Raw genomic sequence first — 26,853 nt, 5'->3', positions numbered from 1 at the left:
GGGGTGGGCGTTCCTGCCGCCTTCTGTGTGCGGGGGGGGGGGGGGCCCGCCCCCCCCCCCCCCAACCCCCTGTTGTCTCGCCGGTCGTCATCTGCCGATGCACGGGCCCTCGGCGGTCGCGGGGTGGATAGGGTCGAGGAGTGACGATCCCCCCGCTCCGTGCTCTTCCCCTCGACCTTCTGCGCCAGCGCACCAGCACCAAATGGCGCACCTATCCCGAGGATGTCCTGCCGCTCTTCGTCGCGGAGACGGACTTCCCGCTCGCCGACGCGATCAGCACTCGGCTGCACGAGGCGGTGGACCTCGGCGACACGGGATACACGCCGGCCGACCCGGGTATCCGCTCGTCCTTCGCCGCCTTCGCCCTGCGTCGTTTCGGATGGAAGGTGGAGCCGGCACAGGTCCGCTCGACGTGTGACGTGATGATGGGGGTCGTCGAGATCCTGCGGCAGGTCATCGCGCCGGGAGATCGCGTCGTGATCGCGCCACCGGTCTATCCGCCTTTCTTCGACTGCGTCGCGGAGGCCGGGGGCGTCGTCGAGCCTGTCGCGCTGCGCGACACGGGTACCTCTTGGGAGCTCGATCTGGAGGGTATCGAACGTGCGTTGGCCGAGGGTGCGCGCGCGGTGCTGCTCTGCAACCCGCACAACCCCACCGGGACCGTGCATTCGCGCGAGACTCTGGCCCGCCTGGCAGAGATCGCGAAGGCGCATGGCGCGACCGTGGTCAGCGATGAGATTCACGCGCCGCTCGTGGGGCAGGGGGTTGTCTACACGCCGTTCTTGGACGCCTCTGCGACCGCGGCCGAGGTCGGGTTCGCCGTCACCAGCGCGAGCAAGGCCTACAACCTGGCCGGCCTCAAGTGTGCGGTGATGGTGACGGCAGGGGAGCGGACCGCCGCGATCGTACGCGGGCTGCCCCCCGAGGTCGAATGGCGAACGGGCCTCTTCGGAGCTCTGGCGTCCGTCGCGGCCTGGAGTGAGGAGAGCGACGGCTGGCTTGACGCGCTCCTCGCCGCGCTCGATGTCAACCGCCGGCTGCTGGCGGATCTCTTGGCGGAGCACCTTCCCGAGGCTCGGTATCGGATTCCCGAGGCCGGGTACCTCGCCTGGGTCGACCTCCGCGAGCTCGGGTGGGGGGAGGATCCGGCCGTCCGCATCTTGAAGGAAGCGCGCGTCGCCCTCAACCGAGGACCGACGTTCGGCGTCGAGGGGGCAGGACACGTGCGCATCAACCTGGGCTGCTCTCCCGAGATGCTGCGCGAGGCGGTGCTGCGTATCGCGGCGCTGCGGAACACGTGAGCGCCGCCCCCGTGACCGATGCTGCCGTGTCGGTCTGGAAAGGACGCTACGCCGGGGTGACGATCGGCGCGGTCGCCCTCATCTTCCTCGCCGCCATCGAATCGCTCGCGGTGACGACGGTGATGCCGATCGTGAGCGCGGAGCTGCACGGCGAGTCGCTCTATGCTGTCGCCTTCGGGGGGACCCTCGCGACCGGCGTGATCGGAATGGTCGCGGCAGGGGCGTGGAGCGATCGCGTCGGCCCCCGGCTTCCGCTCTATGTCGCGGTCGGTCTCTTCATCGCGGGACTTCTCATCGCCGGGGTTGCGGCGGACATGCCTGTGCTCCTGATCGGGCGTTTGGTCCAGGGTCTCGGGGCGGGCGCACAGACCGTCGCTCTGTACGTGGTGGTGGCCCGGTTCTATCCGCCCGACCTCCACGGCAGGATCTTCGCGGCGTTCGCCGCTGCCTGGGTGGTCCCGTCGATGATCGGTCCGTTCCTCGCCGGGGCGGTGGCGCAGTACCTGCACTGGCGGTGGGCGTTCCTCGGCGTCGCCGTGCTCGTGGCGATCGCGTTCGTCCTCGTCGTCTCCCGCCTGCGCGGCGTGGACCTCGGGGCCGGGGATCCGGCGCAGGCCGGAAGCCGCATCGCCCCACGGCTGCTGCTCGCGGTCGTTGTCGCGCTCTCGGCGGTCGGGGTGGGGCTCGCCGTCGACGCCCCGGCTCCGTGGTCATCGCCGTTCGCGCTTCTCGCCGTGATCGTGATCGCGTTGGCGATCCGCCCGCTGCTTCCCGCAGGGACCCTGCGGAGCGTACCGGGGCTGCCGAGCGTCGTGCTCTTGCGAGGCATGGTCGCCGGTGCGTTCTTCGCCGCGGAGGCGTACATCCCGTATCTGCTCATGCAGAGGTTCGGGTTCTCGCCGACCTGGGCCGGGTTGGCCCTCACCGCCGCCGCGCTGGCGTGGGCCGGCGCGTCTTCGATCCAGGGCCGCCACGGCGATCGACTCGGGAGCAGGCGCATCGCGCTGATCGCGCTCGGGCTCCTTCTTCTGGCGCTCGTCGCCGTCCTCCTGTGCGCGATCACGGGGGCGATGCCGTGGGTCGTCGTCGTCGGGTGGGGTCTCGCCGGCGGCGGGATGGGGCTGCTGTATCCGCGGCTGACCGTGCTCACACTCGCCTACTCGGCGCAGGGGAGCGAAGGCTTCAACTCCTCTGCGCTGTCGATCGCCGATTCGACCGGCTCCGCAGTGGCGATCGCGGTCTCCGGCCTCGCCGTCGCGGCTGTGGGACAAGGGCCGGCGGGCTTCGCCGTGGTCTTCGCGATCGCGGGAGCGTTGTCGCTCGTCGCTCTCATCCCTGGGCTCAGGCTCGGCGACCGGAGACAGGGCTGAAGCCTCGCGCGAGAAGGCGGATGCCCGTCTCGAACACCCGATCCGGCGTGGTGTCGTCGACATCATCCGCCGCCGCACCGTGGCTCTCGGCGTGCATCCGCTGCTGCACGAGAGTGGTGTGCCCGAGGATGAACTGGAGAGCGGCCTCAGCCGCGGCGACCGCGGTCTCGTCGGAACCGCCGTCGGCGGAAAGCAAGGCCGAGGTGAGGAGATCGAGCGCTCGGGAGGAGCCGAGACGCAGCGCCTCGGTGCTCAGGACGACCTCGGCGCCGTCACGGTAGGCGAGGAGCGCGTCGCGGATGCCGTGGGCGGCCGCGTGCAGACGATCCTCGACGGTCGGAGAGGCATTGGCCGGCACCTGCACGCGATCGAGGATCCGGTCGGCGACGGCCGCGAGCAGCTCCTGCTTGCTGCGGATGTGCCAGTAGAGGGCGCTCGGCTGCACGTCGAGCTCGGCGGCCAGACGGCGCATGGTGAGATCGGCGAGGCCCACCTCGTCGAGGAGGACCAGTGCGGTGGCCACGATGTGGTCGCGGTCGTGGCGACCGGTGCGCGGCGGCGACATCCGACCAGTATACTGAACGCCGTTCAGGTGAACAGTGTTCAGGAAGGAATGGCATGGCCGCTCCCGTTCGTACAGCCGGCGCCGATGTCGCCCGCATCGCCGTGTTCGCGGCATTGATCGTCGTCCTCGGCATGGTGACGGTCCCGCTGCCGGGCGGGGTGCCGATCACCGCCCAGACGCTCGGGGTGATGCTCGCCGGGCTCGTGCTCGGCGCACGACGCGCGCCCCTGGCCGCCCTCGTCGTCTTCGCCCTGGCCGCGGTGGGCCTGCCGGTCCTGGCAGGCGGGCGGGGCGGACTGGGAGTGTTCCTCGGACCGACGGCGGGCTATCTCGTCGGCTGGGTCGCCGGCGTCGTCGTGGTCGGGCTGATCATGCGAACCGGATCGTTCTCCTGGTGGCGCGCGGGGCTCGCGGCTCTCGGCGGCGGCGTTCTCGTCGTGTACCTCTTCGGAGTGCCGGTGCAGGCGCTCGTGACCGGAGTCCCGCTCGGGCCGACCATGCTGTCCTGTCTCGTTTTCCTCCCCGGCGATCTTCTGAAGGTCGCCGCAGCGACCGTGCTCGTCACCGCTCTCCATCGTGCGTATCCGCGGGCCTTTCCGCAGCGGGCGGGCGCGCGCGGGATCCCCGGCGAGGCAGGCGCGCCGCGTGCCGCCTGAGGTCGTCGTCTCGGACGTCACCGTTCGAGTCGACGGTCGCACGGTGCTGAGCGAGGTGTCCCTCCGGCTCGGCGCGCGCAGGACCGCGATCGTCGGGGCCAACGGGTCGGGCAAGTCCACCTTCGTCCGGCTGCTCAACGGGCTTTCCGAGCCGTCGTCCGGAGAGGTACGGGTTCTCGGGCACGATGTGCGGAGGGAGCGCATGACGGTGCGGCGCCTGGTCGGCTTCGTCTTCGCCAACCCTGAGGCGCAGATCCTCATGCCGACGCCCGCGGAGGACGTCGCGCTCTCAGTGCGTGACCTCCCGGCAGCGGAGGCGAAGGAACGGGTCGCCGCCGTCCTGGACCGATATGGGCTCGCCGACAGCGCGGACGTGCCGGTCGCCGAGTTGTCCGGCGGCCAGAGGCAGCTTCTGGCGATCGCCGCGGTCCTCGCGACCGACCCGGGCCTGGTCGTCGCCGACGAGCCGACGACGATGCTCGACCTGCGCAACGCGCGCATGATCGGAGACCTCCTGATCGAGCGCATCGGGGTGCCGCTGATCATCGTGACCCACGATCTGGAGCTCGCGGCGCGCTGCGACGAGGCGGTTCTCTTCGACGGCGGCCGGGTGCGGGCGGTCGGCGCTCCGGACGACGTGATCCTCGCCTACCGGCGGAGCTGCGGATGAGGCCGCTCTTCCGTCCCGGGAGCACCGTGCTGCACCGGATCCCGGCAGGGGTGAAGCTGCTCGTGCTCGCGGGGATCGCCCTCGCGCTGTCGTTTCTCCCGCTCGGGATCGTCGGCTCCACGGCGGCGCTGATCGGCACGAGCGTGGCCTATCCGGCGACCGGCCAGTCATGGCGCGCGCTCGGGTGCGCATGGTGGCGGCTGCGCTGGCTGGTCCTCGTCCTCGGCACGGCCCTCCTGGTCTTCTCCTCGGCGGAAGCCGCCGTCGTGAACACCGGCCGGATCGTGGCACTCCTGCTTCTCGCCGAGCTCGTCACCGCCACCACCCGCCTCGGAGAGCTTCTGGAAGCGCTCCGGCGGCTGCTGGCGCCGACCCGCCGCGTCGGCCTGGACCCGGACGTCGTGGCGCTGACGCTGTCCCTCACGATCGCGATGATCCCCGTCGTCGGCGGCATCGTCGGCCATGTTCGAGAGGCGCAGACCGCGCGTGGCGTGCGGCTCGGCGCTGGGGCGTCCGTCCCCGTGCTGTCCTTGACGATGCGGCACGCCGATCAGGTGGGGGAGGCGCTCGTAGCCCGGGGCATCGTCCCCTGAGCCCGCCGGCGTCGGAGGAGGGAGGACGGCGCGGCCTATACTGGGAGGCTGGCCATCCGGCCGCCACCCCCTTCGGAAGAACGGACGTCTGCTGTGCTCGCCGTGCACGACCTCGAGATCCGCGTCGGAGCACGCCTCCTCATGGAGGGCGTGTCCTTTCGCGTCGCCGATGGCGACAAGATCGGGCTCGTCGGGCGCAACGGAGCGGGCAAGACCACCCTCACCAAGGTGCTGGCGGGGGATCTGCTGCCCTCCGACGGACGAGTCGACCGCAGCGGAGAACTCGGCTACCTGCCTCAGGACCCGCGTTCGGGTGACCCGGAGATGCTGGCCCGCACCCGTATTCTCGACGCGCGCGGCCTCGGGAGCCTGACGCTCGGCATGCGCGAGGCCTCGGAGTCGATGGGCTCGGACGACCCCGCGATCGCGGACAGGGCGATGCGCCGCTTCGGCAACCTCACCGAGCGCTTCGAGGCGCTCGGCGGGTACGCGGCGGAGGCGGAGGCGGCGTCCATCGCGCACAACCTCTCGCTGCCCGACCGCATCCTCGACCAGCCGCTGAAGACGCTCTCCGGCGGCCAGCGTCGGCGCATCGAGCTCGCCCGGATCCTCTTCTCCGACGCGGAGACGATGATCCTCGACGAGCCGACCAACCATCTCGACGCGGACAGCGTCGTGTGGTTGCGTGATTTCCTCAAGGGCTACAAGGGCGGCCTGATCGTCATCAGCCATGACGTCGAGCTGGTCGGCGAGACGGTCAACCGGGTGTTCTACCTCGACGCGAACCGCCAGGTCATCGACATCTACAACATGAACTGGAAGAACTACCTGCGCCAGCGCGTCGCCGACGAGGAACGTCGCAAGAAGGAGCGCGCGAACGCCGAGAAGAAGGCGACGTCGCTCCAGCAGCAGGCCGCACGTTTCGGTGCCAAGGCGAGCAAGGCCGCAGCCGCGCATCAGATGATGGCCCGCGCTGAGAAGCTCCTCTCCGGGCTCGAGGAGGTGCGCCAGGAGGACAGGGTGGCCAAGCTCCGTTTCCCGAAGCCCGCGCCCTGCGGGAAGACGCCGATGCAGGCCTCAGGTCTCAGCAAGTCCTACGGCTCTCTGGAGATCTTCACCGACGTCGACCTCGCGATCGACCGCGGCTCCAAGGTCGTCGTGCTCGGTCTGAACGGGGCGGGGAAGACCACGCTGCTGCGCATCCTCGCCGGCGTCGACGAGCCGGACACCGGGCGGCTCGAGCCGGGGCACGGCCTGAAGGTGGGCTACTACGCGCAGGAGCACGAGAACCTCGACGTCTCGCGATCCGTGCTGGAGAACATGATGTCCTCGGCGCCCGATCTGAACGAGACCGACGCGCGCAAGGTCCTCGGCTCGTTCCTCTTCACCGGCGACGACGTGCACAAGCCCGCCGGTGTGCTGTCCGGAGGGGAGAAGACCCGGTTGTCGCTCGCCACGCTCGTGGTCTCCTCGGCGAACATGCTGCTGCTCGACGAGCCGACGAACAACCTCGATCCCGCCTCGCGCGAGGAGATCCTCGGCGCCCTCGCACACTATGAGGGCGCGGTCGTCCTGGTGTCCCACGATCCTGGCGCCGTGGCCTCGCTCAACCCTGAGCGGGTGCTCATCCTCCCGGACGGCGTCGAGGACATCTGGAGCAAGGAGTACCAAGACCTCATCGAGCTCGCCTGAGCCGGAGGCCGCGAGCTCTCAGGGGCTCTCGACGGCGTCCAGCAGGGCGTCCTCGTCGGCCATGTCGCGATCGCGGCGACGGCGCGGTCCGCGAGGCGGGCGCCCTGCGCTCTCCTCGCGGTGCTTCACGATCTCGGTGCGGATGATGTAGCCGATGAAGATGAAGCCCATGAGGGCGAAGAGGATCCACTGGATCGCATAGGAGAGGTGGGGACCCGGATCCTCGGACGGCGCGTCGAAGGCGTGCGGGCGCGTGGCTGGCGCCGGATCCTCGCGGACCAGCTCGCCGTAGGCGCCGGTGTCGACGTCGCTCCCGCCGATCTTCTCGGCGACGGACGGCAGGTTGATGCTCGGCACCTGCCCGTCCGGCGCGCCTCTGCCGGACGGGGGGAGGGGCTCACCCGGACGGAGACGGACGACGACGGAGACCTCGCCCGCGGGCGCCGACGGCACCGCGTCCGGAGTCTGGCCCTCGCCGGGCGCGACCCACCCGCGGTTCACGACGAACACCCGCCCGTCGTCGGTGCGGAAGGGCACGAGCACCTCGAACGCGCTGGTGCCGCCGTGCGGGCGGTTGCGGACCAGGAGCTGCTGCTCCTGCTCGTAGACGCCGCGCAGCTCGACGGGGCGCCACTGGTCCTCCTCGGCGAGGGTCGCGTCGTGAGCGAGCAGATCGCCGAGCGGGACCGGCGCGGCGTCGTAGTTGGCCTCGACGAGGCGGATCTGCGTCTCCTTGCCGTCGTTCCTCTCGAACTGCCAGTTGGAGAGGAACGCGCACACGACCGCGAACACGATGGCGACCGCCACGTATCCGGCCCAACGGAGCAGCCTCTGGCGCCTCACGGTGCGCGCTCCTCGACCTCGACGGGGAAGTCCCTCGCTCGGAGGAAGTCACGAAGGTAGTCCCGGTGCTCCGGGCAGGCGAGCCACACCTTGCGCCGCTCGGGGCCGTGGATGCGCGGATTCCGCCAGACGATGCGCACGGTCGCCGACGCTCGGCAGCCGGCGCGCGAGCATTCGGCTGCTTCCGGAGTCCCGGACAGAAGGCTCACGGCGTGGGCTCGTCGTGAGTCGACGGCGGCAGGACGCCGCTCTCTCGGAGGGTGATCGTCGTCGTGCCGGCCTCGACTGCGGGCTCGACCGGCGGAGCCAGTTCTTGCGCCGGCGTCTCCGCGACGGTCGGGACCGAGTCGTCGCCGGCGTTGGCGAAAACGACGGCGACGTACGGCAGAACTGCCGCGGCGATGCCGAAGACCCAGGTGTACCACCCGTAGGGTTGCACGAGGACCATGAGCAGGAAGCAGGCGACGCGGATCCCCATCGTGATGATGTAGTGGCGCACACGCCCGCGCGCCTCGTCCTGCGGAGCACGCGGGAGGGAGGTGACGGAAGGTGCGTTCGCGGTCTTTCTCACGGTGATCCCAGCCTACGCCGACAGTTCCCCCGACGGTGCCCATGCGCGCGTCCCGTCAGCGGAGACGGACGGCCGTTCAGGAGGACGAGGACGGGAGGTACGCGAGGAACGCGGAGCCGAAGAGGACGAGGCCGGTGATCACGGTGATCGCGAACACCGGCCCCCCAGACTCGCGGCGTGTCCAGGGCGTTGTCAATTCACCGGGCCTCCGATCGGTAGGCTGGCCGGGCTGAAGACACCGAACCAGGGAGCTATGGATGGCGACGGACCGCGTTGTACTCGTGACCGGCGGAAATCGCGGGATCGGCTATGCGATCGCCGAGCGGTTCGTCCGCGACGGCTATCGGGTGGCGGTGACGGCACGCAGCGGTCAGGGGCCTGAGGGGACTCTCACCGTCCGGGCGGACGTGACCGACGCGATGTCGCTCGACGCGGCGTTCTCCGAGGTCGAGCGGCAGCTCGGCCCGGTCGAGGTCGTCGTCGCCAACGCCGGCATCACGAAGGACACGCTGCTGCTCCGCATGAGCGAGGACGACTTCGACAGCGTCGTGGCGACCAATCTCGGCGGCACCTTCCGCGTCGTCAAGCGGGCCTCGAAGGGGATGCTCCGGGCTCGTTTCGGTCGTGTCATCCTCATCTCGAGCGTCGTCGGGCTGTACGGCTCGGCGGGGCAGATCAACTATTCGGCGTCCAAGAGCGCCCTTGTGGGTTTCGCGCGGTCGCTCACTCGTGAGCTCGGCGGCCGGGGGATCACGGCCAACGTCGTCGCCCCGGGGTTCATCGAGACGGACATGACCGCGGAGCTGCCCGAGGAGACCCAGAAGCAGTACAAGGCGAGCATCCCCGCCGGGCGCTTCGCCACGGCGGACGAAGTCGCCGGAGTGGTCACGTGGCTCGCCTCGGACGATGCCGCCTACATCTCCGGAGCCGTCATCCCGGTCGACGGCGGCCTCGGCATGGGGCACTGACCGGGGCCCGAGGGCGACGTCGCAGTGTCAACGGTCGATCGCGGACACGAGCAGTTCGGCGAGCCGTCCCGGTACGGAGAACTGCGGCCAGTGCCCTGAGCCGATCCGCACGACCTCGACATCGCGGATCGCACGGTACTCCTCGCCGTAGGCGCCCCACTGCGCCAGATACTCATCAAGTTCATCCTTCGTGAGCGTGCCCATGAGCAGGGTCACGGGAACGTCATAGCGTCGCGGGTCGGTGAGGGTCAGGGGGTCGGTGGGCACGCGTGCGGGAATGCTGTGCAGGAGCGAGGTGGTGCGTGCGCGCGCGGCGTCGTCGAGATCAGCGACATCCGGCGCGTCGAAGGAGTCCCAGCCGGGGAACGGGATCACCCCGTCCACGGTCGTGAACTCGCCGATGCCGTGCTCGGAGGGCGGAGGAACGGTGTCGACGAAGACGAGCCGACGCACGTTGTCCGGACGAGCATCCGCAGCACCCCAGACCACGTTCCCTCCACCGGAGTGGCCGACGAGGACGACCGGCTGGGCAGCCGCGTCGACAGCTCGGACGACCTCCGCGACCCAGTCGTCGATCCCGATCCCCGCCGAGGCGGAGGCGGGTTCGCCGACTCCTGGCAGGGTGAGTGGCCGTGGACGGTGCCCGGCTGCCTGGAGCGCCGGGAGCACGGGAGTCCAGGAGTCGGCATCGAGCCAGAGGCCGGGAACCAGGATGACATCCATGAGGAAAGGGTAGCTCCGGCCCCGACACATCCGGACGACGAGGCTCGGCGTGGAGCGATCGGGACCCGGTGCCGGACGGGGCTCAGGGCAGGAGCGGGATGACCTGGGCGAGGTCCCCACGAGCGATCACGAGATTCGCGGCGGCACGCACGGCGGGCTTCGCGTTGAAGGCGAGACCGAGTCCTGCGGCGTCCATCATCCGGAGGTCGTTCGCACCGTCGCCGATCGCGATCGTGCGCGCCGGGAGAACTCCGAACTCGGCGGCCCAGGCGAGAAGGGAGTCCGCCTTGGCCGTCGCGTCGACGACCTCGCCCTCAACGCGACCCGACAGAGCGTCGTCCCGGACCTCCAGCCGGTTCGCCCGCCAGCGGTCGACGCCGAGGCTTGGCGCGATGTGGTCGAGGATCTCGTGGAAGCCGCCGGAGACGACTCCTACGATCCCACCTCGGGTATGGACGGCCGCCGTGAGGTCCCGAACGCCCGGCGTCGGCCGGACACGGGCGCGCACCCGTTCGAAGGCGGCGAGCGGAACCCCCTCCAGAGCGGAGACGCGGGAGCGCAGGCTCGCGGCGAAGTCGACCTCGCCGCGCATCGCGGCCTCTGTCGCCGCCTGCACCTCGGCGCGACGACCTGCCTCGTCTGCGATGAGCTCGATCACCTCGTCCTGGATGAGGGTGGAGTCGGCATCGAGGACGACGAGGAAGCGCGCAGCGGTCACGCGACGAGCGTAGCGGCTCTCAGGGCTCGATCCGGATGCCCTTCCCGACCACGGTGATTCCGGAGTCGGTGACCGTGAACCCGCGGGCGAGGTCGCGCTCCCGGTCGACCCCGACGGTCGCACCGTCCAGGAGCACCACGTTCTTGTCCAGGATCGCATGGTGGACGCGTGCGCCCTGACCGACACGGACGCCGTCGAAGAGGACGGAGTCGGTGATCGTCGATCCTCCTCCGGCGAGTGTCCACGGTCCGACCACGCTCCGTTCGAGGTGGGTGCCCGACAGCACAGAACCGAGCGACACGATCGAGTCGATCGCGTTGCCCATACGGCCGACCGAGTCCCGCACGAACTTCGCGGGCGGCGAGTTCACCGCCTGCGAGTGGATCGGCCATTCCATGTTGTAGAGGTTGAACACCGGGAGGGTCGAGATGAGGTCCATATGCGCGTCGAAGAACGAGTCGATCGTCCCCACGTCCCGCCAGTAGGCGCGGTCGCGAGGAGACGACCCTGGCACCTCGTTCTCGCGCATGTCGTAGAACCCGGCCTCGCCTCTCTCGACGAACGACGGCACGATGTCACCGCCCATGTCGTGATTGGAGGTGGAGAGCTCGCCGTCGGACTCGACGGCCTCGATGAGGGCGTCGGCGTCGAAGATGTAGTTGCCCATCGAGGCCAGCACCTCGTGAGGTGCGTCCGGCAGGCCGGTCGCGTCAAGGGGCTTCTCCAGAAACCGATTGATCCGGCCGGAGCCGTCCGCGGCAACGTCGATGACGCCGAACTGGGAGGCAAGGGCGAGCGGCTGACGGATCCCCGCGACGGTGGCTTTCGCGCCCGACGCGACATGTGCCTCGAGCATCTGACGGAAGTCCATGCGGTACACGTGGTCGGCGCCGACCACGACCACGATGTCCGGCCGCTCGTCGGTGATGAGGTTCAAGCTCTGCAGGATGGCATCGGCGGAGCCGGAGAACCAGCGCTTTCCCAGCCGCTGCTGAGCGGGCACCGAGGTGACGTAGGAGTCCAGGAGGGCGGACATCCGCCAGGTCTGGGAGATGTGCCGGTCGAGGCTGTGCGACTTGTACTGCGTGAGCACGACGATCTGCCGGAGACCGGAGTTGATGAGGTTCGAGATCGCGAAGTCGATGAGTCGGTACTGTCCGCCGAACGGCACCGCCGGCTTGGCCCTGTCCGCGGTCAGCGGCATGAGTCGCTTGCCCTCGCCGCCGGCGAGGATGATCCCGAAGACCTTCTTGGGTACCGACATGGCTCCACCATAGATGCCCTTCACAGCCTTGTACTAGCGTTCAGGGCATGCGCGTGGACATGGTCACCAAGGAGTATCCGCCAGAGGTCTACGGCGGCGCCGGAGTGCATGTGGCGGAGCTCGTGAAGGCGCTCCGCGCACGCATGGAGGTGCGCGTCCGCGCTTTCGGAGGGGAAAGGATCGAGCGGGGAACCGCGTCCTACCCGACGCCGGCCGAGCTCGTTTCCGCCAATCCTGCGCTGCAGACCCTGGGCACCGACCTGACCATCGTCCCGGATGTCGCGGGCGCGGACCTCGTGCACAGCCACACCTGGTATGCCAACTTCGCAGGGCACATCGCCGCGCAGCTGCACGACATCCCCCATGTCCTCACCGCGCACAGCCTTGAGCCGCTGCGTCCTTGGAAGGCCGAGCAGCTCGGCGGCGGCTACGCGGTCTCGAGCGGGATCGAGCGGCTGGCGTACGAGAACGCTGCCGCGGTCGTGGCAGTGAGCGCCGGCATGCGTGCGGACATCCTCCGAAGCTATCCGCAGGTGGACCCGGGTCGGGTGCACGTGATCCACAACGGCATCGACGTCGAGGCCTGGCATCCGGTGCGGGACGACGCCTTCCTGAGAGCGCAGGGAATCGACCCGGACCGTCCTTCGATCGTCTTCGTGGGACGGATCACTCGCCAGAAGGGTCTCCCTTATCTTCTTCGGGCCGCCGCCGCGCTGCCGACCGACGTCCAGCTCGTCCTGTGCGCGGGAGCCCCTGACACGCCGGAGATCATGGCCGAGGTGCAGGGCCTCGTCCGGTCCCTCCAGCGGACGCGCGACGGCGTGGTGTGGATCGAGCGGATGCTCCCGCGGCGGGAGCTGTCCGCGATCCTGACCGCGGCGACGACCTTCGTGTGCCCGTCCGTGTACGAGCCGCTGGGGATCGTGAACCTGGAGGCGATGGCGTGTGGCGCGGCCGTCGTGGGCACAGCGACCGGCGGGATCCCCGAGGTCGTGGCAGACGGAGAGACGGGACGGCTCGTGCCGATCGAGCAGGTCCAGGACGGCACCGGGACGCCGGTCGATCCGGAGCGCTTCGTCGATGATCTTGCCACGGCGCTCACGGAGGTGACCGCCGACCGGGCGCGGGCGGCGGCCTTCGGCGAGGCAGGGCGCGAGCGCGCTGCCCGCGAGTTCAGCTGGGGCGCGATCGCCGACACGACGAGGGCTCTCTACGCCGAGCTCATCGCCTGAGCCGATAGGCTGAGAGCCATGCCTGGCGTCTTGGAACTCACCGATGTCGTCGTGCGTCGCGACGGCCGAAACATCGTCGATCATCTCAGTTGGGTCGTCGAGGACGACCAGCGCTGGGTCGTCCTCGGTCCGAACGGTGCGGGGAAGACGACGCTGCTCCAGCTCGCCGACACGCTTCTGCATCCGACGAGCGGTCGTGTCGACATCCTGGGGGAGACGCTGGGGCGCGCCGACGTCTTCGAGCTCCGCCCCCGGATCGGGTTCGCCTCCTCCGCGATGGCACGGCGTATCCCGCGAGAGGAGACCGTCCTCGACACGGTCATGACCGCCGCGTACTCGGTGACCGGCCGCTGGAACGAGTCCTACGAGTTGATCGACGAACGCCGTGCACGTCGTGTGCTCGAGCAGTGGAAGCTGGACCATCTCGCCGACCGCGTGTTCGGGACCCTCAGCGACGGCGAACAGAAGCGCGTGCAGATCGCCCGTGCCGTGATGACCGATCCGGAGCTGCTCCTGCTGGACGAGCCGTCGGCGAGCCTCGATCTCGGCTCCCGTGAGGAACTGCTCGCGCTGCTCGGCGGCTATGCGCAATCCCCGGCGACGCCGGCGATGATCATGGTGACCCACCATGTGGAGGAGATCCCGCCTGGTTTCACGCACGCGCTGCTCCTCCGAGAGGGGCATGTGGTCGCCGCGGGACCGATCGCCGAGGCGCTCACCGCCGAGGCGCTGGAGGAGACGTTCGGCCTCCCGATCCTGCTCGACAGCGTGGACGGTCGTTTCGCCGCGCGTGCCGCGGGCTGATCGAGCCGCGCGCGTCCCTTCTGCTAGAATCGAACCTTGGTGCTCTCAGCACCGCAGACTTCCCTCGTCCCTGGCACAATCCAGGGCGCCACGTAAGGATTCCCATGAAGACTGACATTCACCCCGACTACCAGGCCGTCGTTTTCCGCGACCTCGGCTCGGGTGAGACCTTCCTCACCCGTTCGACCGTCACGAGCGACAAGACGATCGAGCTGGACGGCGTGGAGTATCCCGTCATCGACGTCGAGATCTCCTCGGCGTCCCACCCGTTCTACACGGGCAAGCAGCGCATCATGGACTCGGCCGGTCGTGTCGAGAAGTTCAACCAGCGCTTCAAGAACTTCGGCGGCTCCGCCAAGTAAGCGGCTGACGAAGGCCCCCGGCTCCAGGAGCCGGGGGCCTTCGTGGTCCCATGCCGCCCCGTTGGGCGGCGTCGGCTTCCCCAGGCCAGCCTCCTTCGTGGCCGTGGGACGCTGTGTTACGTTGTGCCCGCCGGTCTCTCGAAGAATGTCTGGGGGGATGAGATGGGCTATGACGTCGTGATCATCGGGGGCGGCAATGCCGGTCTCAGCGTGGCATCCCGACTGGCGCGGAAGCGCCTCCGAATCGCCGTGGTCGAGCCTGCCGACGCGCACTTCTACCAGCCGATGTGGACGCTGGTCGGGGCGGGGCTCGTGAGCGCGGAGGCGACGAGACGGCGGGAGTCCGCGGTCATGCCGGCAGGGGCAGACTGGATACGGGCGAGCGCGGTGCAGGTCTCGCCGGATCGGTCCGCGGTCGTGCTCGACGACGGTTCGGAGATCTCATTCGAGACTCTCGTCCTGTGCCCGGGGATCCAGCTGAACTGGGACGGGATTCCTGGCCTCGCCGCCGCGGTCGAGGGACCGCACGCCTCGAGCAACTATCGGTACGACCTCGCCCCCAAGACGGCCGAGAAGATCCGGGCGATGCGCTCGGGCGACGCGTTGTTCAGCGCGCCACCCGGCCCGGTCAAGTGTGGCGGCGCTCCCCAGAAGATCGCCTATCTCGCGGCCGATCACTGGCGGAGGACCGGCGTAGACAAGGACATCTCCATCACCATGGTGCTTCCCGCCGCGGCGATCTTCAGTGTGAAGCCGTTCGCCGACACGCTTACGCAGGTCGCAGCCCGCTACGGGATCCGCGTCCTTCTGGAGCGTGAGCTGACCAGGATCGACGCCGATGCGCGCACCGTGACCTTCGCCCACGCCGACGGCGAAGAGACGCTGGCCTACGACTTCGCCCATTTCGTCCCGCCGCAGTCCGCCCCCGACTGGGTGCGGGAGTCTCCGCTCGCTGCCCCCGGCGATCCGCGGGGATATGTCGATGTGGATCCCGGCACCCTCCAGCATCTGAGATTCCCGAACGTGTTCGCGATCGGCGACGTCGCTGCGCTTCCCACCTCGAAGACAGGAGCGGCGATTCGCAAGCAGGCGCCGGTCCTCGTCACCAACCTCCTCGCGTTCCTCGGCGGACGGCCGTTGTCGGCCTCATATGACGGCTACACCTGCTGTCCCCTGACGACGGCGCGCGGAAAGGTGGTGCTGGCGGAGTTCACCTATGGCGACGCGCCCGCGCCGAGCTTCCCGGGGATCGACACGACGAAGGAGCGCCTGGACATGTGGGTCCTGAAGCGCTATCTCCTGCCGTTCCTCTACTGGAATGCGATTCTTCCGGGGCGCATGTGATCCGATCGGAAAGGACGAGCTGATGATCATCAACCGGTACTACATCGACTGTCTCTCTCAGGCCTCATACCTGCTCGGCGACGAGCGGTCGGGTCAGGCTCTGCTCGTCGATCCCCGACGGGACGTCGCGGACTACCTCCACGACGCAGACGAAGCCGACCTGCGAATCGTCGGTGTGATGAACACGCACTTCCACGCGGACTTCCTCGCCGGGCACCTGGAGGTCGCCGAGGCCACCGGCGCGTGGATCGGCTACGGCGCAAAGGCCGAGGCGGACTATCCGATCCGCCGGTTCGCACATGGCGACAGGCTGCGTCTGGGCGATCTGGAGATCGAGGTCCTTGAGACGCCAGGGCATACCTGGGAATCCATCAGTCTTCTCGTCCACGAGCCCGGGCGAGGTGAGCCCAGCGCCGTGTTCACCGGGGACGCGCTGTTCATCGGAGACGTCGGCAGGCCGGATCTGGCCGTGGCCGTCGGGGCAGATCCTCGCGAGCTCGCCCAGGCCATGCATCGCACGGTGAGCCTGTTCAGGGGCCTTCCGGACTCCGTCCGCGTCTTTCCAGGGCACGGCGCAGGGTCTGCGTGCGGACGGAACCTCTCCGACGCGCCGGAGTCGACGATCGGGGAGCAGCGCGCGACCAATCCCGCGCTGCAGCCTCTGTCCGAAGAAGAGTTCGTCGACCGGCTGCTCCAAGGGCAGCCATCGATCCCACGCTACTTCTCACAGGACGCCATCGCGAACCGCCGGGTCCACCCGCTGCTCGACACCACCGCGCCGGCGCCCATCGCGCCGGAGGCAGTGCCCGCCGGGACGCTTCTGATCGACGGGAGGGATGCGGCGCGTTTCAGCCTGGGGACGCTTCCCGCGGCGATCAACGTGGATCTGAACGGTCGTTTCGCGGAGACCGTCGGGATGTTCGCCGACCTCGCCGATGAGGTTGTGGTGGTCGTTTCCGAAGATCGAGCCGCTGAGGCGAGGACTCGGCTTGGCCGCGTAGGGATCGACAACGTCCTCGGCTACGTGTCCGAGGAAGCTCTGCTCGACAGCGCGCTCGTGGAGGCCGCGCCGAGAGTGCAGCCTGAGAACGTGCAGGACCTCCTGGCCCAGGATTCGGTCGTGTTCGTGGACGTGCGCAACCCCGGCGAGTACGCGAGCGGGGGCATCCCCGGGGCCGTGCGCATTCCGCTGGCCGAGCTCGCGAGCCGTGCCGCCGAGATCGGCCGGAACCGACCCATCGTGGCGTATTGCGCCAGTGGCCGTCGGTCGTCGACAGCCGCGAGCTACCTGCGCGGCACAGGGCTCGCGGCGACAGACCTTGCAGGAGGATACGCAGCGCTACGGTCATAGCCCTGTACTCGTCGGGCTACGACCGCTCCGTGACGTCGATCCGGATGCGGTCGCCAGAGATGGACCACGGCGGATCGCCCGGGGACGGAGCGGGCGCCGTGCGCTTGGTCGCACGGTCACGTTCCATGCCGGCCTCGTGCGCGGAGGGAGACCAGATCGCGTCGAAGACTCCGATCGCCCCGCCGCCGCGGGAATGCTCGTACTTCTCCTCCACCGGCCGGCGGGAGAAGAGGCTCACGGCCATCATGACCGCGAGCGCGACGGGGAGTGCGATCATCACGGCGATCACGATCCATCCGAACACGTCGCTCATGAGTCGAGCCTAAGGACACGGCTCCCTGCATCGCATCCTCCGAAAGAGGGATATCTCCTCACCGCACCGGCCACGCGCCATCAAGGCTCTGAGCGGGATCCAGGCGGCCGATACGGACAAAGTACTCGGTGAGACTCTCGGCCTGCGCCCGCGCCCAGCCGATCTGGCGGGTATGCAGCTCGCCGGCCGATTCCGGCAGGCGGAACCGACGAGCCAAGGCCTGGGCCACGCGCCCGGCAGCGATGGCATCGGCGGAGGCCTCGTGGGCGTCGTCGAGCAGGACGTCGTAATGGGCCGCGACCACCGCGAGGGTGCGTTTGCCTGGACGGTAACGGTCGTAGGCCTTGTCGATCACCAGGGGATCGATCACGGGGGAGGGGCGGACCAGAGGCTCGATGCCGTGGCGGCGGGCTTCGTGCGCGAGCAGTGAGAAGTCGAAGGAGGCGTTGTAGGCGACGATCGGAACACCCTGCGCGAGGAGGGAGCGGAGCGATGCGGTGACCGTTCCCACGACATGTGCTGCGGAGGCGCCGTGGCGGCGGGCGCGCTCGGTCGTGACGCCGTGGATCGCCGTGGCCTCGTCGGGGATGGGGACCCCGGGGTCGGCGAGCCAAGAACGCGCCGCGATCTCGCGGCCGTGTCGGTCGAGGACACCGACGTGCGCGGTCACGATCCGATCCTGGACGACGTCGACTCCTGTCGTCTCCAGGTCGAAGACGCCCACACGGTCGATCCAGGAGGGGAGGAGGGGATCGGGGGCCATGCCCTCACGCTAGGACGCGGCACGGACATGCCCGGGCCGGCGCGCCCGTAGACTCGAAGGGTGTCCGTCCCCTCGCCCTACGCCGAACGTCTGAGCCGCATTCCCGTGCGAAGAGGCGAGGTCGATCTCCTCGGCGGCACGACGGCGTACTGGACCTACGGGGCCGATGATCCCGAGGCCACGACCGTGGTCGCGGTGCACGGCTTCCGCGGCGATCATCACGGCCTGGAGCCGGTGGTCGCGTACCTGCCGGATGTGAGGGTGATCATGCCCGATCTCCCGGGCTTCGGTGAGACCGCGCCGCTTCCCGGCCGGAGACATGACATCGCCGCTTATGCCGACTGGCTCGCCGCCTTCGTCGCCCAGGTGGCACCGGGGGCGATCGTCCTCGGGCACTCCTTCGGCTCGATCGTGAGCGCGGCCGCCGTCGCCGGCGGGCTGGACACGCCGCGTCTGATCCTTGTGAACCCGATCGGCGCGCCGGCTCTGGAAGGTCCGAAGGCCTTCATGACCCGTCTCGCGATCCTCTACTACGCGCTGGGAGCGCGACTGCCCCGAAGCATCGGCACGGCACTTCTTCGGCATCCGCTGATCGTGCGGGTGATGAGCGTCACGATGGCGAAGACGGATGACCCCGCTCTCCGACGGTTCATCCACGACCAGCACGATCGCTACTTCTCACGCTTCGCCGATCGCGACATGCTGCGGGACGCGTTCGTGACGAGCGTGTCCCACGATGTCCGCGAGTACGCGGCGCGGATCGACGTGCCCACGCTCCTCGTCGCCGCCGAGCGCGACGACATCACCCCGATCGAGGCGGAGCGGCACCTGGTTACCCTCTTCCCCCGAGCCGGGCTCTTCGAGATCAACGGCGTGGGCCACCTCATCCACTATGAGGCGCCTGCCGCCGCGGCGGGCGCCATCCGCCGCTTCCTCAGACTTCCCTACGCGCCATCCCGATGAGCCCGGCGACGCGGAACGGGATCACCTCGCCCATCGCGAGAGACGTCTCGGTCCGTTCCACGCCGTCGATCGACAGGATCCGCGCGTCGGTGTCGAAGAGATGCCTCGCATCGCGGCATGCGACTCTGGCCAGGATGTCGACCGAGCCGCTGAGACCGTGCGCCTGCACGATCTCCGGCACCCGGGACAGTTCGGCGATGATCCGAGGGAGCTCGGTCTGGCGCACACCGATGTTGACGAAGGCCTGCAGCGGGAAGCCGATCACCGCGGGCGCATAGGAGCGTTCGTAGGGAAGGAACACGCCGGACTGCTCGAGGCGGGTCATCCTGGCCTGGACGGTGTTGCGAGAGAGGCCGAGCCTCTCGGCGAGAGCGACGACGGTGGCGCGTGGCTCGACGGCGAGCGCGTCGAGAAGGTCGAGGTCGATACGGTCGAGTGCGGACATAGTGCCAAACGCTAGCAGCCGTCCATCGCAGCCATTTTGGCAACATGCTCAAGAAGTCCCCGAATGCTTGAGCTAGGTGCTGACCGGTCGTAGCCTCGGGTCAACGGCGATGACGCCGTGCCGCCTCACGAGGGCGGTCGACGAAGGAGGACGCGGATGTCACCCAGCATCACACCGATCGCCGACAAGGAATCGGATCTCGCGCTCACCGAGCAGCTGATCACGCCAGAGGGGGCACGACGCGCGCATGCGCTCCTGGACCCTTACGTCGCCGATGTCACGCTCGATCAGCTGCGTGAGCTGTACCGCGACATGAGCATCGTCCGACGCATCGACGCCGAGGGCATCGCTCTGCAGCGCCAGGGTCAGCTCGGCCTGTGGGCGCCGTGTCAGGGGCAGGAGGCCGCCCAGGTGGGCACCGCACGGGCCCTCCGCAGGGACGACATGGTCTTCCCGAGCTATCGCGAGGTCGGCGTCCTCTACACACGGGACGCCGAGCCCGGTGACTTCGTGCGCGTCTGGCGCGGAGAGGAGGGGGCGGGGTATGACCCGGCCGAGCGCAAGGTCGCACCGGCGCAGATCATCATCGGCGCGCAGACGCTGCATGCGGTCGGCTATGCGATGGGGATCGCCCACGAAGGCACGGACGAGGTGGCCGTGACCTATTTCGGCGACGGCGCGACGAGCCAGGGCGATGTCAACGAGGCCATGATCTTCGCCTCCTCCTATCGAGCGCCGGTCGTCTTCGTGTGCCAGAACAACCACTGGGCGATCTCCGAGCCGGTGACGGTGCAGTCGGCGTACCCGATCGCGGGGCGGGCTCCGGGGTTCGGGATCCCCAGTCTGCGTGTCGACGGCAACGACGTGCTGGCCAGCATGGCGGCGATGCGCTGGGCGCTTGAGCACGCCCGTGCGGGGAAGGGGCCGGTGTTCATCGAGGCCGTGACCTACCGGATGGGACCACACACCACCGCGGACGACCCGACGCGCTATCGCGGTGCGGACGAGCTGGACGAATGGCGAGGGCGTGACCCGCTCACACGGGTGGAGCGCCTGCTGCGCGAGGCCGGCGCCCTGGATGACGCGCAGGCCGCGGAGATCGCCGCGGCGGCCGAAACCGCTGCGCGGGAGCTTCGTGCGGCGACCCTCGGGATGACCACGCGCGAGCCGCTCGGGGTCTTCGACGCGGTGTATGCGAGGCCGCACTCCGGTCTCGAGGAGCAACGTGCCGCCTATGCCACCTATCTGTCCACGTTCGAGGAGGCCTGAGATGACGCAGCTCACGATGGGCAAGGCGCTCACCGCCGGCCTCCGCCAGGCGATGCTCGACGACGAGAAGGTCGTGCTGCTCGGTGAGGACATCGGCAAGCTCGGCGGCGTCTTCCGGATCACGGACGGGCTCCTCGACGAGTTCGGCGCACAGCGGGTGATCGACACGCCGTTGGCGGAGTCCGGCATCGTCGGCACCGCCGTCGGGCTCGCCTTCCGCGGATACCGTCCGGTGGTGGAGATCCAGTTCGACGGCTTCATCTACCCGGCGTTCGACCAGATCGTCTCGCAGGTCGCCAAGCTCCACTACCGCACCCAGGGGCGTGTGAAGATGCCGATCACGATCCGCGTGCCCTGGGCAGGCGGCGTCGGTGCGGCGGAGCACCACTCGGAGTCGCCGGAGGCGTACTTCGTGCACACGGCGGGGCTGAGGGTCGTCGCGGTCTCGAATCCGCAGGACGCCTACACCGTCTTGCAGCAGGCGATCGCGAGCGACGACCCGGTCATCTTCTTCGAGCCCAAGCGGCAGTATCACGCCAAGGGCGAGGTGGATCTGGACGCGCCTGCCGCGGATGCGGCTCCGATGGGGCTCGCCCAGGTCGTGCGGGCGGGCACGGACGCGACGATCCTCGCTTACGGGAACATGGTCAAGACCGCGCTCGACGCCGCTGAGGCCGCGGCTGACGAGGGGCGTTCGCTCGAGGTGATCGACCTCCGCTCCCTTTCGCCGGTCGACTATGACACCGTCTGCGCGTCGGTGCGTCGCACCGGACGCGTCGTCGTCGTGCACGAAGCGTCTCGCGAGGCCGGAGTGGGTGCGGAGGTGATCGCGAGCATCACCGAGAAGTGCTTCACCTGGCTCGAGTCTGCGCCGCTGCGCGTGACGGGGCATGACGTGCCCTATCCGCCGGCCAAGCTGGAGAAGTTCCATCTGCCGGATCTCGATCGCATCCTGGATGCGGTGGACCGTCTGCTCGAGGAGCCGAACGTCCTGACGGGAGCCGACCGATGAAGCAGGAGTTCCTTCTCCCCGACCTCGGCGAGGGCCTGACCGAGGCGGAGGTCGTGCAGTGGCTCGTCGCCGAGGGCGACACGGTGACGCTGAACCAGACCCTCGCGGAGGTCGAGACGGCGAAGGCCGTGGTCGAGCTGCCGTCGCCCTACGAAGGCACGGTCGCTGCGCTGCATGCCGCAGCGGGTGACACCGTCGAGGTGGGCGCGCCGCTGATCGCGTTCACGGTCGAGGGCGAGGATCCGGTGACCCCGGCGTCCTCGGACGAGGCGGAGGAGGAGAAGGCACAGCCCAACCTCGTCGGCTATGGCAGCGCGCCGGCCGCGAAGGGCCGTCCCGCTCGTCGTGCACGTCGGGGCGGTACGCCGACCGACACGGCGGACACGGCGGACACGGCGGTGCTGGAGGCGGCGCCGCACGACGCGGTCGTCGTCGAGGCGCCGCCCGTGCACGCGCAGGAGCGTCCGCGCTCCACGCCGCCGGTACGCGCATATGCCAAGGGGCTGGGGATCGACCTCGTCCTCGTTGCCGCCGAGCTCGGCGACCGCGTGATCACCCGCGCCGACGTGGACACCTATCGCGAGCGGATCTCGGACCGGGCGTCCGGTGTCTCCTCGGCGCCGGACGCGGAGCGGGGGGCGCCCCCGCTGCCTTCGCCGCAGCGGCCGGCGGGGGATCGGGCGACGACCCGGTTCCCGATCCGCGGGGTGCGCAAGCACACCGCGGAGGCGATGGTCCGCAGCGCCTTCACCGCACCGCACGTCACGACCTTCCACACGGTGGACGTCACGGCGACCATGGAGCTCATCGCGTCGCTGCGGGAGGACCAGGTGCTCCGGGACGGCCCCCGGATCGGTCCGCTCGCGGTGATCGCGAAGGCCGTCTGCCTCGCGCTGTCCCGGTTCCCCGGTCTCAACGCGACCTGGGACGAGGGCGGGGGAGAGATCGTGCACAACCACTACGTCGACCTCGGCATCGCCGCGGCGACGGAGCGGGGACTGATCGTGCCGGTCATCAGGGATGCCGAACGGCTGTCCCTGCGGGATCTGGCCGGCGCGCTCGGCGCGCTGACCGAGACCGCGCGCGCGGGCAGGACTTCACCCGCTGACCTCGTCGGCGGAACGTTCTCGCTGACGAACATCGGCGTGTTCGGGATCGACGCCGGGACTCCGATCCTTCCGCCGGGTCAGTCCGGGATCCTCGCGGTGGGCGCCGTCCGCCGTCAGCCGTGGGAGCACCGGGGTGAGGTCGCCCTGCGACAGGTCATGACGCTGAGTCTGTCCTTCGATCACCGTCTGGTCGACGGCGCGGAGGGCGCACAGTTCCTCAAGGCCGTCGCAGACGTGCTCGAGGAGCCGGGGCGCGCCATGCTTCTTCTCTGACGCCGGCCTCCCGTCTCTGGTCGACCGTCTGCGGCTCAGCGCCGCCGTGGACGGTCGAGCCCGAGCCGCAGACGGGTGAGGCGTCGCTCGCGCAGGATGAGCGCGGTGCCGAGCAGCCACAGCGGAACCTGCATGAGGAAGGCCCAGCGGAAGGCGTCGAGCGTGTAGGTGTCGGGCGACCCCGCGCCCTGCAGATCGAGGACGAGACCGATCAGGAAGATCGCGACGAGACCGGCGAGGAAACCGCCGGCGTTGACGATCCCGGTCGCTGTGCTCAGGCGATGTTGCGGATTGTGCGCGCGGGCATGGTCGAACGCGACCATGGAGGCAGGGCCTCCAGAGGCGAGGGCGATGGCGAGGAGGATGAGCAGCCAGAGCGGAGCGGGACCCGGCCACGCGATGACCGCGAGCCAGGCGACGAGCTGGATCGCGACGGTCGGCAGCACGATCACGAGCGACCGGCTGGTCGGATGCCGGGAGGACAGTGCGCCGATGAGAGGCCCGAACCCGACACCGCAGACGACGAAGACCGTCGTGACGAGCGACGCGGTCGCGGGGGAGAGGCCCTCGCCGACGGTCAGGAACGGGACACCCCAGAGCATGATGAAGGCGGTTCCGGCGAACGGTGTGGTGAAGTGCGACCAGAAGCCGAGACGCGTGCCCGGCTGCGCGAGCGCCGCGCGGAGGGATACTCGGAGGTCCGCGCGGGAGGTCACGACGCGGATGGCGCCGGTGTCGGTGTTGACCGAGACGTCCTTCGTGAACTCAGGCGGACGGTTGCGGATGACTCCCAGGACAAGGACGGCGAACAGCACGCCGAGTCCCGCGAGGCTCCCGAACGCAATGGTCCAGGACGTCGCGTGCAGGAGCGCCGCCATGGGCACGAGGGCGAGAAGCTGTCCCATCTGCCCGACGACACCGGTGAGCTGGGCCATCAGCGGGCCCCGCTGGGCGGGAAACCAGGTGGCGACCACGCGGAGGACGCCGGGGAATATCGCGGCGTCGCCGGCGCCGAGGATCATGCGAGCGACGATCGCGATGCCGACGTTCGGCGCGAACGCCATCACCAGCTGACCGATCGTCATGAGGACCATGCCGGCAACCATGACCGGTCGAGAGCCATGGCGGTCGAGCAGGATGCCCACCGGGATCTGCATGAGCCCGTAGACCGCGAGCTGGAGCACCGCGAACAGCGAGAGCGTGGACGCGTCGGCGTGGAAGAGATGCGCGGCGTCGACACCGACCGAGGAGAGCGAGGTGCGGTTTGTGACCGAGAGGACGTAGGCCGCGACCCCGACCACCCAGATGAGCCACATCCGCCAGGCGGGTGCGGGCGCGGGGTTCACAGGCGGCACTCCCTCGGTCGAGGATTCCATCCTACGTCTGGACGCAGGCGTGTCCGCCGCGAGGTCGGTGTCTCAACTGGCGCGCAAAGCCGCGAGCGCCATCGCGGCGAGGATCGAGCCGGTGCGCGTCGAGGATCGTTCGGCAGCCCTCGTGCTGTGCGGAGTGGAGTTGATCAGTCCGAAGCAGGCCTGCACGCGGAGGCGGAGCTCGGGCGGTGCGGCTTCGATCAGTGGTTCGAGCGCGTCGACCCAGAGCTCGATGTAGTTCCGTTGCAGGGCCCGCACTCGCTGCCGGTCCTCGTCGCCGAGATGGGCGACATCACGGTCCTGGACCCGGATCACGTCCGGTTCGCGAAGCGCGAAGTCGACATGGAAGCGGACGAGCGCCGCCATACGCTCGCCCGGGTCGGCGACGTCGGCGCAGACCCGGCGGCCGTCGAGGACCAGCCGTTCGCTCACGCCCACCAGCACCGCGCCCAGCAGCGCCTGTTTCCCGGTGAAATGGCGATAGACGGCAGGCCCGCTCACGCCCACCGCCGCACCGATCTCCTCCAGGCTCACGCTTGCGTAGCCGCGCTCCGCGAAGAGCGCGGAGGCGGCGCGGACGAGTGATTCCTTGCGGTCGAGCTTGGCCTGCTCGCGTGCCGTGGTTGCCACTTCAGTTAATCCTCGCTAACCTGGGAATGTTGGTTAATGCACACTAACCGGTTTCACTTGTCGCCACCATAGCCGGAGCGGAGCGGAGCGGATCGCGAGTCGAGGAGGACCGCACGATGACGGACGCGCCGACCCAGCGCTCTCTCGCCGAAGCCTTGCGCACACGTGTCGCGCAGGCGGCGATGGGAGGGCCGGAGCCCTCCCGTGAACGTCACGTGGCTCGAGGAAAGCTCCTACCACGCGAGCGCGTCCGCCGTCTGCTCGACGAGGGAAGCCCGTTCCTCGAGGTCGCGCCGCTCGCCGCAGAGGGTCTGTACGGGGGCGAGGCGCCGGGCGCGGGAGTGATCGCAGGCATCGGCCTGATCCACGGCCGGGCGGTGATGGTGATCTGCAACGACGCCACGGTCAAGGGCGGTACGTACTTCCCCATGACTGTCAAGAAACACCTGCGTGCGCAGGAGATCGCGCTCGAGAACCGGCTGCCCTGCATCGCGCTCGTCGACTCAGGGGGCGCCTTCCTGCCGATGCAGGACGAGGTCTTCCCTGATCGCGAGCATTTCGGCCGTATCTTCTTCAACCAGGCGAGGATGTCGGCAGAGCGGATCCCGCAGATCGCCGCAGTCCTCGGCTCGTGCACGGCGGGCGGCGCCTACGTCCCCGCGATGAGCGACGAGACGGTGATCGTTCGTGGCCAGGGCACCATCTTCCTCGGCGGCCCGCCGCTCGTGAAGGCCGCGATCGGCGAGGTCGTGACCGCGGAGGAGCTCGGCGGGGGAGAGCTCCACGCGCGTGTCTCCGGTGTGGTCGACCATCTCGCCGAGGACGATGAGCACGCCCTCGAGATCGTCCGTGACATCGTCGCCACGCTTCCACCCCCGGCCGAGCCGGCCTGGGAGGTGCTCGCCGCCGTCGAGCCGGCGGAGGACTCGAGTCTGTACGACGTGGTCCCGGTGGACGTGAACGCGTCCTACGACGTGCATGAGGTGATCGTGCGCCTCGTCGACGGCGGAAGCTTCGCGGAGTTCAAGCCGGACTACGGCGACACGCTCGTCACCGGCTTCGCCCGTCTGCACGGGCATCCGATCGGCGTCATCGCGAACAACGGGGTCCTGTTCTCGGAGTCCGCCCAGAAGGGCGCCCATTTCATCGAGCTCTGCGACCAGCGGGGCATCCCGCTCCTCTTCCTGCAGAACATCACGGGATTCATGGTCGGCCGCGACGCCGAGGCGGGAGGCATCGCCAAGGACGGAGCGAAGATGGTCACCGCGGTGGCGACGACGCGCGTGCCGAAGCTCACGGTGGTCATCGGCGGCTCGTTCGGCGCCGGCAACTACTCGATGTGCGGCCGTGCCTATTCACCGCGCTTCCTCTGGACGTGGCCGGCGAGCCGCATCTCGGTCATGGGCGGTGCGCAGGCCGCATCCGTGCTGTCGACCGTGAAGGCCGACCAGCTCGCCGCCCGCGGCGAGGAATGGAACGCCGAGGAGCGTTCGGCCTTCGAGGAGCCGATCCGTGCGTCCTATGAGGAGCGCGGGGAGCCGTACTACGCGACCGCCCGACTCTGGGACGACGGCATCGTCGACCCGGAGCAGACCCGCGACCTCCTGGGACTCGCGCTCGACGTGGTCTCGCGTTCCCCCCTGCCCGACTCCCGCTTCGGCCTGTTCCGGATGTGA

General features: G+C 69.3%; 29 protein-coding genes. 17 read left to right on the top strand and 12 right to left on the bottom strand.

The annotated features are described in order from the left end of the window. Positions 1–140 precede the first annotated feature (140 nt). A complete protein-coding gene (locus ACP15J_RS02175; protein WP_424935674.1) occupies positions 141–1,301 on the top strand; it encodes a MalY/PatB family protein in 1,161 nt (386 codons plus the stop codon). 11 nt (positions 1,302–1,312) lie between these two features. Next, positions 1,313–2,671 (top strand): MFS transporter, encoded by a 1,359-nt coding sequence (locus ACP15J_RS02170; protein ID WP_424935675.1) that lies wholly within the window; start codon positions 1,313–1,315, stop codon positions 2,669–2,671. Here ACP15J_RS02170 and ACP15J_RS02165 read toward each other — a convergent pair. After that, positions 2,643–3,236: a TetR family transcriptional regulator gene (locus ACP15J_RS02165; protein ID WP_424935676.1), complete on the bottom strand. Its 594-nt coding sequence runs from the start codon at positions 3,234–3,236 to the stop codon at positions 2,643–2,645. The two genes, ACP15J_RS02170 and ACP15J_RS02165, sit on opposite strands and share 29 nt — an antisense overlap. Positions 3,237–3,289: 53 nt before the next feature. On the opposite strand from ACP15J_RS02165, the gene ACP15J_RS02160 reads away from it, so the two are divergent. The 4 genes from ACP15J_RS02160 to ACP15J_RS02145 all read left to right on the top strand — a co-directional run bounded on the left by ACP15J_RS02160 (position 3,290) and on the right by ACP15J_RS02145 (position 6,847). After that, complete coding sequence (locus ACP15J_RS02160) at positions 3,290–3,892, top strand: biotin transporter BioY (protein WP_424935677.1); 603 nt, start codon at positions 3,290–3,292, stop codon at positions 3,890–3,892. Beyond that, positions 3,882–4,562 carry an energy-coupling factor ABC transporter ATP-binding protein gene (locus ACP15J_RS02155; RefSeq protein ID WP_424935678.1) on the top strand — a complete coding sequence of 227 codons (681 nt, stop codon included), beginning with the start codon at positions 3,882–3,884 and terminating at the stop codon, positions 4,560–4,562. Before ACP15J_RS02160 ends, ACP15J_RS02155 begins: the two co-directional genes overlap by 11 nt. Next, positions 4,559–5,155 carry a CbiQ family ECF transporter T component gene (locus ACP15J_RS02150; RefSeq protein WP_424935679.1) on the top strand — a complete coding sequence of 199 codons (597 nt, stop codon included), beginning with the start codon at positions 4,559–4,561 and terminating at the stop codon, positions 5,153–5,155. The genes ACP15J_RS02155 and ACP15J_RS02150 overlap by 4 nt, the downstream gene beginning before the upstream one ends. Positions 5,156–5,248: 93 nt before the next feature. Continuing rightward, positions 5,249–6,847, top strand: coding sequence for an ABC-F family ATP-binding cassette domain-containing protein (locus tag ACP15J_RS02145; protein ID WP_424935680.1), 1,599 nt, complete (start codon positions 5,249–5,251; stop codon positions 6,845–6,847). Positions 6,848–6,865: 18 nt separating this feature from the next. On the opposite strand, the gene ACP15J_RS02140 is transcribed toward ACP15J_RS02145, so the two are convergent. From ACP15J_RS02140 to ACP15J_RS02130, 3 genes are read right to left on the bottom strand one after another with little or no spacing between them, the layout of a single operon-like run. Continuing rightward, on the bottom strand, positions 6,866–7,690 hold the full coding sequence (locus tag ACP15J_RS02140) for an SURF1 family protein (protein WP_424935681.1): 825 nt from the start codon (positions 7,688–7,690) through the stop codon (positions 6,866–6,868). Continuing rightward, a complete protein-coding gene (locus ACP15J_RS02135; protein WP_424935682.1) occupies positions 7,687–7,899 on the bottom strand; it encodes a hypothetical protein in 213 nt (70 codons plus the stop codon). Before ACP15J_RS02135 ends, ACP15J_RS02140 begins: the two co-directional genes overlap by 4 nt. Continuing rightward, a complete protein-coding gene (locus tag ACP15J_RS02130; RefSeq protein WP_424935683.1) occupies positions 7,896–8,261 on the bottom strand; it encodes a DUF3099 domain-containing protein in 366 nt (121 codons plus the stop codon). Before ACP15J_RS02130 ends, ACP15J_RS02135 begins: the two co-directional genes overlap by 4 nt. Positions 8,262–8,518: 257 nt before the next feature. Here ACP15J_RS02130 and fabG point away from each other — a divergent pair, with 257 nt between their 5' ends. Beyond that, positions 8,519–9,229 (top strand): 3-oxoacyl-ACP reductase FabG, encoded by a 711-nt coding sequence (gene fabG / locus ACP15J_RS02125; protein WP_424935684.1) that lies wholly within the window; start codon positions 8,519–8,521, stop codon positions 9,227–9,229. A gap of 27 nt (positions 9,230–9,256) precedes the next feature. Here fabG and ACP15J_RS02120 read toward each other — a convergent pair whose 3' ends face one another. The 3 genes from ACP15J_RS02120 to ACP15J_RS02110 all read right to left on the bottom strand — a co-directional run bounded on the left by ACP15J_RS02120 (position 9,257) and on the right by ACP15J_RS02110 (position 11,934). After that, complete coding sequence (locus tag ACP15J_RS02120; protein WP_424935685.1) at positions 9,257–9,952, bottom strand: alpha/beta fold hydrolase; 696 nt, start codon at positions 9,950–9,952, stop codon at positions 9,257–9,259. Between the two features lie 82 nt (positions 9,953–10,034). Continuing rightward, positions 10,035–10,670 (bottom strand): phosphoserine phosphatase SerB, encoded by a 636-nt coding sequence (serB, locus tag ACP15J_RS02115; protein WP_424935686.1) that lies wholly within the window; start codon positions 10,668–10,670, stop codon positions 10,035–10,037. Positions 10,671–10,689: 19 nt separating this feature from the next. Further along, complete coding sequence (locus tag ACP15J_RS02110; protein ID WP_424935687.1) at positions 10,690–11,934, bottom strand: glucose-1-phosphate adenylyltransferase; 1,245 nt, start codon at positions 11,932–11,934, stop codon at positions 10,690–10,692. A gap of 47 nt (positions 11,935–11,981) precedes the next feature. On the opposite strand from ACP15J_RS02110, the gene glgA reads away from it, so the two are divergent. The 5 genes from glgA (at position 11,982) to ACP15J_RS02085 (ending at position 17,027) form a co-directional block, all read left to right on the top strand. Next, a complete protein-coding gene (glgA, locus tag ACP15J_RS02105) occupies positions 11,982–13,166 on the top strand; it encodes a glycogen synthase (protein ID WP_424935688.1) in 1,185 nt (394 codons plus the stop codon). An 18-nt stretch (positions 13,167–13,184) separates the two neighbouring features. Beyond that, a complete protein-coding gene (locus tag ACP15J_RS02100; RefSeq protein WP_424935689.1) occupies positions 13,185–13,970 on the top strand; it encodes an ABC transporter ATP-binding protein in 786 nt (261 codons plus the stop codon). Between the two features lie 104 nt (positions 13,971–14,074). Further along, positions 14,075–14,332 carry a type B 50S ribosomal protein L31 gene (locus ACP15J_RS02095; protein ID WP_157312653.1) on the top strand — a complete coding sequence of 86 codons (258 nt, stop codon included), beginning with the start codon at positions 14,075–14,077 and terminating at the stop codon, positions 14,330–14,332. A 162-nt stretch (positions 14,333–14,494) separates the two neighbouring features. Beyond that, positions 14,495–15,676, top strand: a complete 1,182-nt coding sequence (locus tag ACP15J_RS02090) for an NAD(P)/FAD-dependent oxidoreductase (RefSeq protein ID WP_424935690.1) — start codon at positions 14,495–14,497, stop codon at positions 15,674–15,676. A 22-nt stretch (positions 15,677–15,698) separates the two neighbouring features. Further along, a complete protein-coding gene (locus ACP15J_RS02085; protein ID WP_424935691.1) occupies positions 15,699–17,027 on the top strand; it encodes an MBL fold metallo-hydrolase in 1,329 nt (442 codons plus the stop codon). Between the two features lie 16 nt (positions 17,028–17,043). On the opposite strand, the gene ACP15J_RS02080 is transcribed toward ACP15J_RS02085, so the two are convergent. Continuing rightward, positions 17,044–17,340, bottom strand: coding sequence for a hypothetical protein (locus ACP15J_RS02080; protein WP_424935692.1), 297 nt, complete (start codon positions 17,338–17,340; stop codon positions 17,044–17,046). 58 nt (positions 17,341–17,398) lie between these two features. Next, complete coding sequence (locus ACP15J_RS02075) at positions 17,399–18,103, bottom strand: 3'-5' exonuclease (protein ID WP_424935693.1); 705 nt, start codon at positions 18,101–18,103, stop codon at positions 17,399–17,401. 60 nt (positions 18,104–18,163) lie between these two features. Here ACP15J_RS02075 and ACP15J_RS02070 point away from each other — a divergent pair, with 60 nt between their 5' ends. Beyond that, positions 18,164–19,066: an alpha/beta fold hydrolase gene (locus tag ACP15J_RS02070; RefSeq protein WP_424935694.1), complete on the top strand. Its 903-nt coding sequence runs from the start codon at positions 18,164–18,166 to the stop codon at positions 19,064–19,066. Here the strand turns inward: ACP15J_RS02070 and ACP15J_RS02065 are convergent. Beyond that, on the bottom strand, positions 19,038–19,511 hold the full coding sequence (locus tag ACP15J_RS02065; RefSeq protein WP_197220681.1) for an Lrp/AsnC family transcriptional regulator: 474 nt from the start codon (positions 19,509–19,511) through the stop codon (positions 19,038–19,040). The two genes, ACP15J_RS02070 and ACP15J_RS02065, sit on opposite strands and share 29 nt — an antisense overlap. A 156-nt stretch (positions 19,512–19,667) precedes the next feature. Between ACP15J_RS02065 and pdhA the strand changes: the two genes are divergently transcribed. From pdhA to ACP15J_RS02050, 3 genes are read left to right on the top strand one after another with little or no spacing between them, the layout of a single operon-like run. After that, on the top strand, positions 19,668–20,780 hold the full coding sequence (gene pdhA / locus ACP15J_RS02060) for a pyruvate dehydrogenase (acetyl-transferring) E1 component subunit alpha (RefSeq protein WP_424935695.1): 1,113 nt from the start codon (positions 19,668–19,670) through the stop codon (positions 20,778–20,780). 1 nt (position 20,781) lies between these two features. Beyond that, entirely contained in the window at positions 20,782–21,792 is a 1,011-nt protein-coding gene (locus ACP15J_RS02055) for an alpha-ketoacid dehydrogenase subunit beta (protein WP_424935696.1), read from the top strand. After that, complete coding sequence (locus ACP15J_RS02050) at positions 21,789–23,174, top strand: dihydrolipoamide acetyltransferase family protein (RefSeq protein WP_424935697.1); 1,386 nt, start codon at positions 21,789–21,791, stop codon at positions 23,172–23,174. The genes ACP15J_RS02055 and ACP15J_RS02050 overlap by 4 nt, the downstream gene beginning before the upstream one ends. Before the next feature lie 35 nt (positions 23,175–23,209). Here the strand turns inward: ACP15J_RS02050 and ACP15J_RS02045 are convergent, their stop codons facing one another. Both ACP15J_RS02045 and ACP15J_RS02040 read right to left on the bottom strand, forming a co-directional pair. Further along, positions 23,210–24,550, bottom strand: coding sequence for an MFS transporter (locus tag ACP15J_RS02045; RefSeq protein WP_424935698.1), 1,341 nt, complete (start codon positions 24,548–24,550; stop codon positions 23,210–23,212). A gap of 42 nt (positions 24,551–24,592) precedes the next feature. Further along, a complete protein-coding gene (locus ACP15J_RS02040) occupies positions 24,593–25,177 on the bottom strand; it encodes a TetR/AcrR family transcriptional regulator (protein WP_424935699.1) in 585 nt (194 codons plus the stop codon). Positions 25,178–25,293: 116 nt separating this feature from the next. Here ACP15J_RS02040 and ACP15J_RS02035 point away from each other — a divergent pair, with 116 nt between their 5' ends. After that, positions 25,294–26,853 (top strand): carboxyl transferase domain-containing protein, encoded by a 1,560-nt coding sequence (locus ACP15J_RS02035; RefSeq protein ID WP_424935700.1) that lies wholly within the window; start codon positions 25,294–25,296, stop codon positions 26,851–26,853.

The organism is Microbacterium sp. S308A+, from assembly GCF_049800815.1.
GTDB lineage: Bacteria > Actinomycetota > Actinomycetes > Actinomycetales > Microbacteriaceae > Microbacterium.
This window is presented reverse-complemented; position numbering and strand designations above follow the sequence as displayed.

Coding starts and splice junctions, on each gene's coding strand:
- ACP15J_RS02065 (WP_197220681.1), bottom strand. CDS start 19,511: ATGTCCGCACTCGACCGTATCGACCTCGACCTTCTCGACGCGCTCGCC.
- ACP15J_RS02075 (WP_424935693.1), bottom strand. CDS start 18,103: ATGGCCCCCGATCCCCTCCTCCCCTCCTGGATCGACCGTGTGGGCGTC.
- glgA (WP_424935688.1), top strand. CDS start 11,982: ATGCGCGTGGACATGGTCACCAAGGAGTATCCGCCAGAGGTCTACGGC.
- ACP15J_RS02095 (WP_157312653.1), top strand. CDS start 14,075: ATGAAGACTGACATTCACCCCGACTACCAGGCCGTCGTTTTCCGCGAC.
- ACP15J_RS02080 (WP_424935692.1), bottom strand. CDS start 17,340: ATGAGCGACGTGTTCGGATGGATCGTGATCGCCGTGATGATCGCACTC.
- ACP15J_RS02035 (WP_424935700.1), top strand. CDS start 25,294: ATGACGGACGCGCCGACCCAGCGCTCTCTCGCCGAAGCCTTGCGCACA.
- ACP15J_RS02100 (WP_424935689.1), top strand. CDS start 13,185: ATGCCTGGCGTCTTGGAACTCACCGATGTCGTCGTGCGTCGCGACGGC.
- fabG (WP_424935684.1), top strand. CDS start 8,519: ATGGCGACGGACCGCGTTGTACTCGTGACCGGCGGAAATCGCGGGATC.
- ACP15J_RS02160 (WP_424935677.1), top strand. CDS start 3,290: ATGGCCGCTCCCGTTCGTACAGCCGGCGCCGATGTCGCCCGCATCGCC.
- ACP15J_RS02050 (WP_424935697.1), top strand. CDS start 21,789: ATGAAGCAGGAGTTCCTTCTCCCCGACCTCGGCGAGGGCCTGACCGAG.
- pdhA (WP_424935695.1), top strand. CDS start 19,668: ATGTCACCCAGCATCACACCGATCGCCGACAAGGAATCGGATCTCGCG.
- ACP15J_RS02120 (WP_424935685.1), bottom strand. CDS start 9,952: ATGGATGTCATCCTGGTTCCCGGCCTCTGGCTCGATGCCGACTCCTGG.
- ACP15J_RS02110 (WP_424935687.1), bottom strand. CDS start 11,934: ATGTCGGTACCCAAGAAGGTCTTCGGGATCATCCTCGCCGGCGGCGAG.
- ACP15J_RS02165 (WP_424935676.1), bottom strand. CDS start 3,236: ATGTCGCCGCCGCGCACCGGTCGCCACGACCGCGACCACATCGTGGCC.
- ACP15J_RS02150 (WP_424935679.1), top strand. CDS start 4,559: ATGAGGCCGCTCTTCCGTCCCGGGAGCACCGTGCTGCACCGGATCCCG.
- ACP15J_RS02090 (WP_424935690.1), top strand. CDS start 14,495: ATGGGCTATGACGTCGTGATCATCGGGGGCGGCAATGCCGGTCTCAGC.
- ACP15J_RS02045 (WP_424935698.1), bottom strand. CDS start 24,550: ATGGAATCCTCGACCGAGGGAGTGCCGCCTGTGAACCCCGCGCCCGCA.
- ACP15J_RS02085 (WP_424935691.1), top strand. CDS start 15,699: ATGATCATCAACCGGTACTACATCGACTGTCTCTCTCAGGCCTCATAC.
- ACP15J_RS02055 (WP_424935696.1), top strand. CDS start 20,782: ATGACGCAGCTCACGATGGGCAAGGCGCTCACCGCCGGCCTCCGCCAG.